The organism is Carboxydothermus ferrireducens DSM 11255 (assembly GCF_000427565.1).
Taxonomy (GTDB): Bacteria; Bacillota; Z-2901; order Carboxydothermales; family Carboxydothermaceae; genus Carboxydothermus; species Carboxydothermus hydrogenoformans.
Map to the genome: position 1 here is coordinate 1 of NZ_ATYG01000026.1, position 12,889 is coordinate 12,889.

Sequence of the window (12,889 nt, forward strand, 5' to 3'; positions counted from 1 at the left end):
AAAAGCTTTAGATGTAGTGGGACCACAATGCTTCGGCTACCGCACTACCTACCTGCCCTTGGAAAGGCTATATCCAAACCACTACCGCAACAAGGAGGTATTTTCGTGAAAATTGTATTGGGAGTACTTTTCAATGGTCAATCCGGGACTCTTATTGCTGGAGCGGGCAGGCACCTTTTATATGAAGGAAAGTTCTCCGCGCAAAGCTTTTTAGTTGAATTACAAAACTGCCTTACCCACTTGGGATTATCAAAGCAGGATGTCCGCAAAATTTACCTTACTCCTCCCTTTTCTTTAGAAAATCAGAGTAACCTTAAACCAATTTTTCATTTACGTCTTGTTCCAGAACAGTTCAATACTTCTTTTTCGGCTCCCAGAGGCATCCAAAAAAAAGTAGAGATTTTGCAAGTAACCCCCGAAAAGCTTATTAGTACCTTAAAAGCCAGGGAAGAGCAAATTAAAAAAGCTCAAGTGGTTTCCCTTATTTCACCTTTTGCTATGGTTTATCCAGAAAAAGAAAATAAAGCTTTCCGCGTTATTACAAAATTCACTCCAGCAGTAATTTTAAAATCGCAAAATTATCCGCATTTGGGCTTTCGGGAAAGAGAAAAAGCCTTACTGATGGCTGCTGCTTTTACCGCTACCATTCACCCTTATCTTCAACAACTAAGGGAATTCTTTATTCCGTATTCTCCCGGGATATTTTGGGTAGAAAATGAAGCGGTTTGTGTAACCGATAATTTTTTACCGCAAACTTGCGGTAAAGTTTCCGATCTTGCTCCTTTGTTCCAAATAGCCCGGGGTGCTGCCGTGCTGTTTGGCTACCATTACGCTTTAGCTCTTTTCAAAGTTGGTCAAGCCTTTAAACTTTTTCAGGTGCAAAACTCCGTAGAAGTCAGTGAATTATCTCCAACTTTTAGTTTTACTACTACCTCTTCAGTACAACACTTGTTGGCCAGTATTAAATCCATTTTACCCGAAAATGCCACTGGCCCAGTTCCTATTTTTAACTTTTCGGGTTACTATCTTGCCGACTCATACCCATACCGGATTTATAAGCTTGCACCATCCCGACAACTTCGTTTTCTTGGCTTACTAACGGCTCCGGCAGAATTAACAATTCTTTCCCTCTGCAGACAAGAAGAAATAGATAAAAACAAAAAAAAATTATTAAAAAGATTGCAGCTTTTTAATAAAAAACACAATTTCTTGGAAAAACCTGTAGCTTTTAGTCAAGAAACTTCTCTCCGTTATTTACCATTTAATCAAACAATTTTAAAGGTAGGTTTAAAAGAAACATGGCTCTGAGGTTGGAAATCCTTGGTCATCCCATCCCCGCAAACGGTAGTACTCATTTACCATATAAGATAGTTCTTCCTCGGAAATACTATTTTTGCCTTCATTGATCGGTTCCGAAAAGAAACGTTTCGGCAACGTATCCTGAGCTTTAGTTGCCCCTTCCCGGCTGTTAAACACCCTGGTTAAAGTGACAATCCTATTGGCCATTTCTTCTAATTCCTGCTGGGTGTATTCCCAGCCGGTTACTGCCTTAATTAATTGAATAAGCTCGGGCCACTGGATTAAATCCCGGAAAAATACGCACAAAATTTGGGTGTTAAATATCGTTAAACGATTTTCAAACTCTATAAACAATCTGGCTTTGCCCTCTATTGTTGCCGGGTCAATCATACCGCTTAGTTCAGCTTTATAAAAAGTAGCTCTTAAGTGACAGGCACCTCTCGTTGAAGTTGCATAGGCTAAACCCATCCCTTTAAGAACTCGAGGATCATATCCTGCCGGCTCTAAACCCTTTACGTGGATTGCCACATCTTCCATTCCCCACTCCTCTGAAGCTTTTTTAATACCCTGAGCCAGGATTGCCCCAATGCCCCTGCCATAGGCAATATCTTCCAGTAAGCAGGCAATGCCTTCGGCATTTCCATATTGTAAATCCGCCTTTATCTTTCCTCTATTAACCGCTTCAATAGCAAAGGCTGCTAAATTACCCGCGGTAATGGTATCCATACCCAACCGATCGCATATGTCATTTAATTTTAAAATTTCATCTAAACGGTTAATGCAGCATAGACCGCCAAAGGCATAAATGGTTTCATACTCCGGCCCCTCTACCGTTAAACCCGCGTACTTCCCTTCCTTCACGGTAGTCAGTTTGCCACAAGCCAGAAAGCAATTGGGACAGCTCCTGGGCTTGACCTCAAAATTGGTGATTAAACTATCTCCACTAATCTCTTCCCAGTGCTCATAGGTACCATTAGACCAGTATTTTGTAGGAAAAGCTTTAGCCCCATTCATAATTCTTACCATTTGGGTAGTACCGTACATCTGGTAAGCCTTAACTCCCGGATTATTTTTAGCTTTTTGGCTAATAGATTTAATCAAGCTTTTTAATAACTCAGGATCGGCAATTTCACCTTTGGCCTGACCATGAAAAACAACAGCCTTGACTTTTTTGGAACCCATCACCGCACCCAGGCCGGTACGTCCTGCCGAGCGCCAGTAGTTGTTTTCAATACATGCAAAACGTACTAAATTTTCACCTGCCGGCCCAATGACCACCGCTTGAGCCCCAGGAACGCCTACTTCTTCAAGAACTTTATCTTCAGTATAATAGGTATCTTTGCCCCAGAGATGGGTAGCATCGTGGAACTTTACTGTACTATCAGTTATTTCTAAATATACTGGCTCAGAAGAAGCTCCTTCCAGAATAATCGCATCATAGCCTGTTTTTCTCATGACAGGAGCTACTTTTCCTCCGGAATATGATTCAGCATATAAACCTGTTAAGGGCGATTTGCTAAATACGCCATACCGGCTGGAACCTAACATTCCTGTTCCAGCAGCTGGGCCTGCAGTAAAAATAAGCTTATTATCCGGAGAAAGGGGATCGATTCCGGGAACGACATTGTTAAGGAGAAGATATGACCCCAGCCCTTTCCCGCCTAAATATTTTTTCAATATCTCTTCACTGAGTTCTTCCACACGGTAAGACTTATCGGTAAGGTTAATCCTTAATATCTTCCCATAAAAACCCTGCAATTATGTTCTCCCTCCTTTCTGAATTCTAAGTAACCCTCCATAATTTTACCCGCCAGAAATATAAGGGTAAAAGGCCACCACATCCTTTTCGTGCAGCCTGTAAGCTAAATCCTTGCGTTCCCCGTTAACAGTAACAAAACTTATAAGATTTTTATTTAATCCTATAATTTCAAGAAGAGTGCTGATAGAAGATTGTTCTGGAACTTCCACTATTTCATGGCAAGCCTTCAATCTCGATGAATTTTTTAATAAAAAGTTGTCGACTTTTACTTGCACTGAAATGGTGGACATAATACCTCACCTGCTTTTTTGTCCCTGGCTTAACGTTAGTACTATATTTCCTATGACTTCCACTGTTATTATAGTTTCCTTTATAACAGAAATGCTAAAAAATTTTCACTCATAAAATTTAACTTATATTACGCCAATTAGCAAAACATTTGAAAAATAAAAATTTTATATTCTAAATAATTTCCTGGGAAAGACGGTTAATATTTCATTCTCATCTTCTCCCACATATATTAAGTCCGTAATTCTTGGGCCACCTCTATCCTTTACATAAATTTTAGGTGAAAATAATTCTATTACCATTCCAGCTTCAATAAGATCATGATATTTTCTACCAATAATCGGGAAATACTCAATTGGACGTAATCCAAATCCATATCCAATTATATCCATAAATTGATTTTCAAGTCCTAACTTTTTAAAAATCCTTCGTGCTGTAAAGTCAACTTCCCAAGCCTTAGCACCTGGTCTTAATGCTGCAATTGCTTTTTCTTGAGCCTCCAATAAATTTTCAAATAACAATTCCTGTTCCAAGGGTATTTTCCCAATAGCTACGGTTCGACATATTTTTGCAAAATATCCTTCATAGATTGCCTCAAGAAAAACTAATACAATATTTCCTTCCTTAATATATTTACAACTTGATGTAGCATAGTTTAATAGTCCACGCTCACCAGATACTATTTGAATTCGAAATGGTATTCTATTTGAACTACTTTTAAGCAGGGCATATTCAACTTCTTTACTAAGTTCTAACATACTTACTCCGGGACGTATAAGATTCAAAGCTGTTTCCATTCCCTTGCATACCATAACTGCTGCCTGCTTGATTTTTTCAACCTCACTTGGTTCTTTAATCGCTCTTACCTTATAAAACAAATCAGATGCATCAATAAATTTTGCTTCTGGTAGAGCTTTTTTGATAGTTTCAAAAACCATATTAGAAATGAAATATTTTTCTAAGCCGATTATTACATTCCTAAATCCATAGGCATTTATACGCTTGGCAATCTTATCTCCTAAATTTTCTCTCGGTTTAAAATAGCTAAAAGTTTTTAATCCAGACTCTTCCTCAATATAGTCAGCATCCAACCAGTTGGCAATTATACACGGTTCACCTTCTACCGGAATTAATACAGCCATATTTTCTATTTGAGTTAGACCGTTTAAATATATTATGTTTTCTCGCTTTACGACCACTAAAATATCTATTTTTCTCTCAGTCATTAATCGTTGTACCTTTTTTATCCTATAAATAAACTTTGCTGCCATATGAATCACTTCTTCGCAAAAAAAAATTTTGATTTTTTCATCTCAGAAGAATATTTTTGTTTTGTTTTACCTTTAATTCTAACAAAAGGGTGTAAAGATGGCCCAATCTAAAAGGATTATTTGTCACTTAACAAGTATTGTTTTGTTAAGATCAAATTTATCCGGCAAACTTTTTTAATAAATTCTTTTTGATCGGAAGAAAGAACTGGTAAAGAATACTCAGTAGTCAAAATTACTCCTTCAGGCACAAATTTTTCTCTTTCAATTTCCCTTTCCTGAACTACTGCCCTATGTCCTACAAATACCCATTCATTTAAAACCGCTTTAAACACCAGTGCACCAAATCCAACAAAACAGTTTTATTTAATTACTACTGGACCATGGATAATTGCTCCATGAGCTAGAGAAACATTATTACCAATTCTTACTTCAGTTCCTGCTAAAGCATGGATAATTACTCCATCCTGCACATTAACATTGTTACCTATTATTATTGGGCTTACTTTCCCTTTTTCCGGCTCATCTGCGCGAATAACAGCATTGGGCCCTATAAAACAATTTTCTCCTATCTCCACCCGACCAATTATTTGAGCAGAGGGGTGAACATAAGTATTTCTACCGATCACCGGATAGTTGCCAAAAGGGTTAGGATACAACAATTTTTTCCCCCTCTCATTTTAATCTGACCTAAAATTAACTTACGTTAACCTCTGATAAGCACGGAACTTTACCAAATCATAAATTTCTTTAAGTGGTTTTTGCTGCTCTTCGGCGATTTTTCGACAAACCTCATATTCGGGGGTTATGTTTTGGACAACTCCCTGATATTTAGCTACCTTTACCGGTACCGGACCAAATTCCGTTTCCACCGAAATAATTTCATAGGGCAACATGTATTTCTTAACCGGATAGGTGCGGACACCAATTGTGGTGGTCTCTGCAAAGATCAGCCGGCAAAACTCTTCCACTTGGTGAGCATGAACCAGCAAATTGAGCAGAATCGCTGGCCTGTTTTTCTTCATCTGCACTCTTTCCAAATAGACATCCATTGCCCCTGCTTTTAAAAATTTGGTAATTAAATAATCGTAAAATTCAGGGTTCATATCATCTATGTTCGCTTCGATTTTTACTGCTTCTCCTTGGTGAAAACCCTTTTCCCTACCGGTATGTTTATAAAAACCTTTTTCTTCCCGTTTAACCCCAATATTCAAGCGCAAAACATTTGGAATCTCCAAATCCCGTTCACCAGCTCCATAACCTATTTGGGTTACTTCCATAAGCGGCATATCTCCGTATTCCTTACAAAATGATGTAAGAATTGCCGCACCCGTTGGCGTTGTAAGCTCTGCCTCAATACCTTCACTGTAAATGGGACAACCTTTTAAAAGTTCTAACGTTGCCGGTGCCGGAACAGGAATTCTCCCATGAGCACTTTGAGTAAAACCCGTCCCGGTATGAATGGGCGAAGAATATATCTCTTCTATTCCTAAACGCCATAGCCCTATTACTGCACCGACTATATCAACTATCGCATCTTTTGCCCCAACTTCATGAAAATGTACCTTATCTAATGTGGTTTGATGGACTTTGGCCTCCGCCTCAGCCAGACGAGTGAAAATTTGGATACTCTTTTCTTTTACAACCGCTGGTAACGAGCTTTCGCTTATGATTTTCTTTATGTCCTGAAGATGACGGTGTGCATGTTCCTCCTCTATTATTACATCTACTTTGGTCGCACTTATTCCTTGTTTCTTTACTTTTTTTACTTGTAGCTCACAACCATCCAATGATAGTTTAGCTAAGTCAGCTTTTAATTGTTCGAAATCCAACCCTGCATCAATTAAAGCTCCTAAGATCATGTCACCACTTATTCCGGCAAAACAATGAAAATAGGCAATTTTCATGACTCAACCTCTCCCAATCGATTTATTAAACTTGCTAAATATCCGGCTCCAAAACCATTATCAATATTCACCACACCGACTCCACTGGCACAGCTATTAAGCATAGTAAGTAATGCCGCAAGTCCCCCAAAATTTGCTCCATAACCAACACTTGTTGGTACCGCAATTACTGGCTTATCTACCAATCCGGCAACTACACTGGCTAAGGCTCCTTCCATTCCGGCTACTACAATTAAAACCCGTGCAGCAAATAGTTTCTCCTTTTGACTCAATAAACGGTGAATACCTGCAACTCCCGTATCATAAAGGCGCTCCACCCGGTTTCCCATAACTTCTGCAGTTATTACCGCTTCCTCGGCTACCGGAATATCGGAAGTTCCCGCACTTATAACCAGTATATGCCCGCGTTTTTCCTGCTCTCCCCGCCAGACTACTATAGCCCTTGCTAATTCGTAATACACCGCATCCGGTATTTTTTTAACTACCGCTTCATAAACTTCCCGTGATGCTCTTGTTGCCAAAATATTATTTTCTGATTTATTTACCAGGTTTTCCATTATTGCTACTATCTGTTCTTTGGTTTTCCCTGCACAATAAACAACCTCTGGAAACCCCTGGCGTAATTGCCGGTGATGATCAACTTTTGCAAAGCCTAAATCATCAAAAGGTAAACCTTTTAATCTTGCTATTCCTTCATCTATACTAATTTCTTTATTTTGAATGCTAATAAGTAATTGACGAAGCTTTTTTTCATTCATAAATTTCGCCCTTTCTTAAAAGAGGTTCATTCATACTTCCGGTTCGATAACCTTCAAGATCCAATGTTACATAGGTAAAACCGTAGTCTTTTAACTTCTCCACTATCTCTTGAGCTTTTTCTATTAATAGTGGAAATTGCTCCTTTTTTACCTCGATTCGAGCAATTTCGCCATGATGTCTTAGGCGAAATTGCTGAAACCCGAGCGCTCTTAAAAAGTTTTCTCCTCTATCAACTTGATTTAATTTTTCTTTTGTTATTTTTGTCCCATAAGGAAAACGTGAACTTAAACAGGCAAAAGAAGGTTTATTCCATGTAGGTATCCCCATTTCCTTAGATAAATACCTAATATCGTCTTTTTTTAAGCCCGCTTCTTTTAGAGGACTTCGCACTCCTAACTCTTTAGCCGCTTTCATCCCGGGGCGAAAGTCATTTAAATCGTCAGCGTTGGACCCATCTAAAACAAAAGAAAATCCTTCTTTTTTTGCAACCTGTAGAAGCTTTGAAAACAACTCTTTTTTGCAGAAATAACAACGATTGGGTGGGTTATTGACAAACTCTTCAATATCCAACTCTTCTGATTCAATAATAAGATGACGAACTCCAAAAGTTTGGGCCAATTTTTTTGCTTCTTCCAGCTCTATGGCCGGATAAGTTGATGAAGTTGCAGTAACAGCAAGCACGTTATCTCCCAGTACATCTCTTGCAACTTTTAAGAGAAAGGTACTGTCAACACCCCCTGAAAAAGCAACCACGACACTTCCCATTTCCTGTAAAATATTTTGTAGTTTCTCAAGCTTGTGTCTTCTGACCTGATCCATTAACTTCTAACCTCCAGTTAATATTATTATTTTTAAGGCTAAATATCTTACCTTATATGTTTTTTAACCATAAAAATTATACTATAAAGTTATAACAAATTCGTAACATATCAGCGAAAAAACCGCTAAAGCAGGCCAGAGTTCTTCTGGCCTGCTTTCCAATAATTGTTCGAGTTATTCATCATTGTCGTATTCTGTTTTTATTAATTGAAATAAAAAAACATTTATTGCTTCTTTGCTTTACTTAATTCATAGGCAACATCAACTATCATATCTTCTTGCCCGCCAACAGTTTTTAATTTTCCTAACTCTATTAAAATATCACGAACATCAACTTTAAACTTTTCTGCGGCCCGCATTGCATGTAAGAGAAAGCTTCCGTAAACACCCGCATAACCTAAACTTAATGCCGCTTTATCAACAATTTGCGGTCTTCTCATTTTAGGAGCAACAACTTCTTCTGCTACATCCATAATTTTATACAAATCAACACCAGTTTCATAACCTAACTTTGCCAGAACAGCAACCAAAATTTCCGTTTGTGAATTTCCGGCCCCTGCTCCAAGTCCTCGCGCGGTGCCGTCAACATAAGTTGCTCCAGCTTCGATAGCTGCCAGAGTATTACCAATCGCTAACCCTAAATTATTGTGAGCATGAAACCCAACAGGCACGCTAACGGCAGCTTTAACCGCTTCAATGCGCACCTTAACATCATACGGAGTCATTGCTCCAGCAGAATCTGTAACATAAACCGCATCTGCTCCGTAACTTTCAAACAATTTCGCTTGCTCCACAAGTTTTTCTGGAGGAACCATATGGCTCATCATTAGAAATCCAATGGCTTCCATTCCTAATTCTTTGGCAATCTTGATATGCTGTTCGCCAATATCGGCTTCCGTACAATGGGTAGCAACTCGCACAACTTTTGCACCAAATTTTGCAGCCATCTCCAAATCATGAGCAGTACCAATTCCTGGCAGCAAAAGGACACCTAACTTTGAATTTTTTAGAACTTGAGATACCGCTTTTAAATAATCTTCGTCTTTTGCAGCCGCAAATCCATAATTGTAGCTCGAACCACCCAATCCATCACCATGGCTCACTTCAATTGTGTCAATCCCTGCCGCATCCAGTCCTGCTGCAATTTCTGCCATTTCCTCGGGTGTGAACTGGTGACTTACCGCATGCATTCCATCTCTTAAAGTACTGTCAATTATCCTAATCTTTTTAGCCATGTGCTCTAACCTCCTTAGCTTGCTCCTCAGCCAGCAACTTTTTAGCTACTTCATCAGCAAAAGCTACTGCTGCTGCGGTGATTATATCAAGATTACCGGCATATTTGGGCAAATAGGCCCCCTCACCTTCAACTTCAATTATTGTGGTAATCTTATCTCCATCAATGATTGGAGGAACTTTCAAGCGATAACCAGGAACGTATTTTTTGATCTTCTCCACCATTTCTTCTATTGCCTCGATAATTCCAGGAGCATCTGGATTTGCTACCCGGGTGTAAATAGTATTTCGCATCATAATTGGCGGTTCAGCCGGGTTAAGAATAATTATTGCTTTTCCTTTATCGGCCCCGCCAATTTTTTCCAGGGCTTTTGCCGTAGTTTCGGTAAATTCGTCAATATTCTGCCGCGTTCCGGGACCAGCACTCCGGCTACTTATTGTAGCTACTATTTCAGCATATTTTACATCGGCAATTTTGTTAATTGCATAAACAATCGGTGTAGTAGCTTGTCCGGCACAAGTAACCATATTAACATTTTTGCAATTTAATTGTTCCTCCATAGTTACTGCAGGAACACAATAAGGACCAACTGCTGCAGGTGTCAGGTCGATAGCAATTTTACCATCTTGTTCTAATAAAGGAGCGTGTTTTAAATGAGCTTTGGCACTGGTAGCATCAAAAACTATTTTAATATCCTTATTTCCTAAAATTGCTTTTATTCCTTCAGCACTAGTCTTCTTTCCATACTTTCTGGCCAATGCCAGTCCTTCCGATTCCGGAATAATGCCAACAACTGTGTCAACATCAATATATTTACTTCTCATTAATTTAAACATTAAATCCATCCCGATATTGCCAGGACCGATAATGGCAGCTTTAATTTTGTTCGACATTTGCTTCACTCCTTTGCCATATTAATTTTTAATCATTAATCAGTAAATTTTACTTTAACCGAACCAAGAGGCCCGAAATTGGCAACAAAATGGTCATTACCGGTAACTTCATACGCTTTAGTCAGCGAACCGGATAAAATAATCTCCCCCGGTTCCAAGGCAATACCAAACTCGGAAAGTTTATTGGCAAGCCAGGCAACAGCTAATGCAGGGTGCCCTAAAACCGCAGCTCCGGCCGCGGTATCAATAATCTCTCCATTTTTTTCTAATACTAACCCAACATATTTAAGATTAACCTGATCTACCGGTATTAATTTACTTCCTAAAACAACCATCGCACTGGAAGCATTATCGGCAATAGTATCCTGAATCTTAATCTTCCAGTCTTTAATCCGGCTATCAATTATTTCAAATACTGGAATTACTCCTGCTGTCGCTTGCAATACTTTCGTTAAAGTAACTCCAGGACCTACAAGCCTGTCCTTTAAAACAAAAGCAATTTCCGCTTCAATTTTGGGTTGCAATAATTTGGAACGAGAAATAGCAACCTCTTCATCGCCAATCATGTCATCAGTTACATGCCCGTAATCCGGCTCATGAACTCCTAACATTTGCTGCATTGCCCGGCTGGTTAAACCTATTTTTTTACCAACAACTTTACGTCCCAGAGCTTTTTTCTTGTCTACATTAATTAACTGAATCTGGTAAGCATCACCAATAGTAATATCAGGATAAATTTCCGTTAAAGGCTGTTCTAATGCTTTTCTTTCTTGACTGGCTTTCCAGAGCGATTCCGCTGCTGCTTGTAAAGCAGTTTTATCCATATTCTCCCTCCTCTTAATTTATTTTAATGATGTTTAAAACCTGCCGCTTGCAATTTGGCCCGCAAAATACCGGCAATTTCCTGGGCAATTTTTTCCTTGCTTTTCCCCTCATCAAGAGCCCTTATAAGCACATCCAGAGCTAACTTAACTTCATCATGTGGCCCTGGTAGAGAGACAATTAAACTGTTTCCCACCATACCAACAGCAATTCGCACGCCATTTTTTTCATGGCGTCCCGTTCCTTGCTGGTACTTAACAATATAAGGAGTTGCTGCTTGCGGGTCCACAAGCAAAACTCCCTCAACCGTCCTGTCTTTATCTTCAGCTCCAATACCCCCAGTAGTAATTATTAAGCCGTAGCCCGAATTTACGGCATCATTTAACTTCGCTGCGATGTAATCAGCAGAATCATCCAGAATTTCTCCCTTAGTTACTTTATAACCAGCTTCGGTCATCCGCTGCATAATATACGGGGTATTGGTATCAGCAATCATTCCCCTTTTAACTTCAAAACCTGTCGGAAAAACAATAACTCTTTTCGCAATCTTCATTTTTATTTCATCAACAATCTTTTCGGTTCTCGCTAAAACCTGAGGTACCTCGGATTCATCAAGGGAAATAAAGCCCAATATGCCTTCCGAATGAATGTCAGTTTCCGGTACGATATTAACTCCCGGTATTTCCGACAGCTTTTTTAATAATTGTTGCTTTTTGCCAAATACCTGTTCAGCCTGAATTGTTTTTTGTAAAATGTCTAAAGTAATATGATTTTCCCTGACATCCACCACAAGTACTTTATCCCTCGGGATTTCAAGAACATCGGCCACAACTTCGGCAATTGTTGATAAATTAGCATTTTGTAATTTGATATTTTCGATCCACAGTTCTGTCTTTTCTAAAAGGTTAAGTTCCATCCTCTCCCTCCTTTCCTTCGCTTATTACATCTAATTTCATATCCATTAGTGGCGCATCAACTATTTCGGATCCTATATCGAGAATATCTATCCCTAAACCAATATAACTAGGAATAGCATTAATTTTTACTCCTCCTGCAAAAGCTACAAGCTTTTCTTTTCTTACTCCAAGCTCTTCCAACGTACTATTAACAATTTTAACGTCAGAAATTTTGCCTGTATCTATCATGAGCACATAAGCTCCATTTGTAGCCGCTTCAATTGTTTCCTCTTTAATGTCTTTCATTTCGCCTCTTAGCTGGACTACTTTATACCTATCACCAAATACCTCGGCACTCTTTAATGCTTCAACAATACTTCCAAACATGCGAATATAATTCTTGTCCAAATAAACAAAGGGAACATCAAGTATGCGAAAAGCTCCGCCACCAACAGCAATCGCTTCCCTTACTAATTGCTTCATTTCGGAAGGCATCTTTTTCCATGCCCCGGAAACAATCCTGATCTTGCCTTCGGCCAAATTAATCGCCCTCCGGGTGGCAGTAGCAATTCCGGAAGTTTTCATTAAATAACCCATTACTACTTCTTCCGCTTGCGCAATTTGTTTGGGATTTCCTTTAAAGCGGGCAATGACTGTTTCCGGTTGGACTTCCGTTCCGTCAGAAACAAAATATTCGATTTCTAAACCAAGTTGTTTCAAAGCATTATATGCATTTTGGGCCCCAGCAATAATCCCGCCATTTTCAGCTTTAATCTGAGCTGTGAAATGCTTTTGCATTATTTTAGAAAATAAGATATCGCGAATATCTCCAGAGTTATTGAAATTCATATTTGCCTCCACAATCCAATTTTAAAAATGGAGGTGCTCCTTTCTGCATTTTTTAACCCGCCATTAGGTGCTTAAAACAGAAAGGAGCACCTTTTT

At 39.0% G+C, this 12,889-nt stretch carries 14 protein-coding genes; 1 reads left to right on the top strand and 13 read right to left on the bottom strand.

Annotated features, from left to right (window positions below; translation table 11 throughout):
• The first annotated feature begins 105 nt into the window (after positions 1-105).
• Positions 106-1,308 carry a hypothetical protein gene (locus CARFE_RS0110075; RefSeq protein ID WP_028052667.1) on the top strand — a complete coding sequence of 401 codons (1,203 nt, stop codon included), beginning with the start codon at positions 106-108 and terminating at the stop codon, positions 1,306-1,308.
• Here the strand turns inward: CARFE_RS0110075 and CARFE_RS0110080 are convergent.
• From CARFE_RS0110080 to CARFE_RS0110135, 13 genes are all read right to left on the bottom strand, one after another.
• Entirely contained in the window at positions 1,288-3,057 is a 1,770-nt protein-coding gene (locus CARFE_RS0110080; RefSeq protein WP_028052668.1) for an aldehyde ferredoxin oxidoreductase family protein, read from the bottom strand. The genes CARFE_RS0110075 and CARFE_RS0110080 overlap by 21 nt on opposite strands.
• A gap of 45 nt (positions 3,058-3,102) precedes the next feature.
• Positions 3,103-3,348 carry a MoaD/ThiS family protein gene (locus tag CARFE_RS0110085; protein WP_028052669.1) on the bottom strand — a complete coding sequence of 82 codons (246 nt, stop codon included), beginning with the start codon at positions 3,346-3,348 and terminating at the stop codon, positions 3,103-3,105.
• Positions 3,349-3,513: 165 nt separating this feature from the next.
• The gene (locus CARFE_RS0110090; protein ID WP_028052670.1) at positions 3,514-4,617 is read right to left on the bottom strand and encodes a M24 family metallopeptidase; all 1,104 of its coding nucleotides are present in this window, start codon (positions 4,615-4,617) and stop codon (positions 3,514-3,516) included.
• Positions 4,618-4,733: 116 nt separating this feature from the next.
• Positions 4,734-4,949 carry an LbetaH domain-containing protein gene (locus CARFE_RS16590; protein ID WP_051250275.1) on the bottom strand — a complete coding sequence of 72 codons (216 nt, stop codon included), beginning with the start codon at positions 4,947-4,949 and terminating at the stop codon, positions 4,734-4,736.
• A gap of 27 nt (positions 4,950-4,976) precedes the next feature.
• Positions 4,977-5,276, bottom strand: a complete 300-nt coding sequence (locus tag CARFE_RS16595; protein ID WP_051250276.1) for an LbetaH domain-containing protein — start codon at positions 5,274-5,276, stop codon at positions 4,977-4,979.
• A gap of 39 nt (positions 5,277-5,315) precedes the next feature.
• Positions 5,316-6,521 (bottom strand): nickel pincer cofactor biosynthesis protein LarC, encoded by a 1,206-nt coding sequence (gene larC / locus CARFE_RS0110100; RefSeq protein WP_028052671.1) that lies wholly within the window; start codon positions 6,519-6,521, stop codon positions 5,316-5,318.
• Positions 6,518-7,279, bottom strand: coding sequence for a nickel pincer cofactor biosynthesis protein LarB (gene larB / locus CARFE_RS0110105; RefSeq protein ID WP_028052672.1), 762 nt, complete (start codon positions 7,277-7,279; stop codon positions 6,518-6,520). The genes larC and larB overlap by 4 nt, the downstream gene beginning before the upstream one ends.
• Complete coding sequence (gene larE, locus CARFE_RS0110110; protein WP_028052673.1) at positions 7,272-8,099, bottom strand: ATP-dependent sacrificial sulfur transferase LarE; 828 nt, start codon at positions 8,097-8,099, stop codon at positions 7,272-7,274. The genes larB and larE overlap by 8 nt, the downstream gene beginning before the upstream one ends.
• A gap of 224 nt (positions 8,100-8,323) precedes the next feature.
• Complete coding sequence (gene dmpG, locus CARFE_RS0110115) at positions 8,324-9,334, bottom strand: 4-hydroxy-2-oxovalerate aldolase (RefSeq protein ID WP_028052674.1); 1,011 nt, start codon at positions 9,332-9,334, stop codon at positions 8,324-8,326.
• Entirely contained in the window at positions 9,327-10,226 is a 900-nt protein-coding gene (locus CARFE_RS0110120; protein WP_028052675.1) for an acetaldehyde dehydrogenase (acetylating), read from the bottom strand. Before CARFE_RS0110120 ends, dmpG begins: the two co-directional genes overlap by 8 nt.
• Positions 10,227-10,261: 35 nt before the next feature.
• Entirely contained in the window at positions 10,262-11,050 is a 789-nt protein-coding gene (locus CARFE_RS0110125) for a 2-keto-4-pentenoate hydratase (protein WP_028052676.1), read from the bottom strand.
• 23 nt (positions 11,051-11,073) lie between these two features.
• Positions 11,074-11,964: a molybdopterin-binding protein gene (locus tag CARFE_RS0110130; protein WP_028052677.1), complete on the bottom strand. Its 891-nt coding sequence runs from the start codon at positions 11,962-11,964 to the stop codon at positions 11,074-11,076.
• Complete coding sequence (locus CARFE_RS0110135; protein ID WP_034542028.1) at positions 11,954-12,793, bottom strand: beta/alpha barrel domain-containing protein; 840 nt, start codon at positions 12,791-12,793, stop codon at positions 11,954-11,956. Before CARFE_RS0110135 ends, CARFE_RS0110130 begins: the two co-directional genes overlap by 11 nt.
• Between the last annotated feature and the right edge of the window lie 96 nt (positions 12,794-12,889).

Excerpts from the sequence above, each read along its gene's own strand:
- CARFE_RS0110085 (WP_028052669.1), bottom strand. The coding sequence starts at position 3,348 with ATGTCCACCATTTCAGTGCAAGTAAAAGTCGACAACTTTTTATTAAAA.
- CARFE_RS0110090 (WP_028052670.1), bottom strand. The coding sequence starts at position 4,617 with ATGGCAGCAAAGTTTATTTATAGGATAAAAAAGGTACAACGATTAATG.
- larC (WP_028052671.1), bottom strand. The coding sequence starts at position 6,521 with ATGAAAATTGCCTATTTTCATTGTTTTGCCGGAATAAGTGGTGACATG.
- larB (WP_028052672.1), bottom strand. The coding sequence starts at position 7,279 with ATGAATGAAAAAAAGCTTCGTCAATTACTTATTAGCATTCAAAATAAA.
- larE (WP_028052673.1), bottom strand. The coding sequence starts at position 8,099 with ATGGATCAGGTCAGAAGACACAAGCTTGAGAAACTACAAAATATTTTA.
- dmpG (WP_028052674.1), bottom strand. The coding sequence starts at position 9,334 with ATGGCTAAAAAGATTAGGATAATTGACAGTACTTTAAGAGATGGAATG.
- CARFE_RS0110120 (WP_028052675.1), bottom strand. The coding sequence starts at position 10,226 with ATGTCGAACAAAATTAAAGCTGCCATTATCGGTCCTGGCAATATCGGG.
- CARFE_RS0110125 (WP_028052676.1), bottom strand. The coding sequence starts at position 11,050 with ATGGATAAAACTGCTTTACAAGCAGCAGCGGAATCGCTCTGGAAAGCC.
- CARFE_RS0110130 (WP_028052677.1), bottom strand. The coding sequence starts at position 11,964 with ATGGAACTTAACCTTTTAGAAAAGACAGAACTGTGGATCGAAAATATC.
- CARFE_RS0110135 (WP_034542028.1), bottom strand. The coding sequence starts at position 12,793 with ATGAATTTCAATAACTCTGGAGATATTCGCGATATCTTATTTTCTAAA.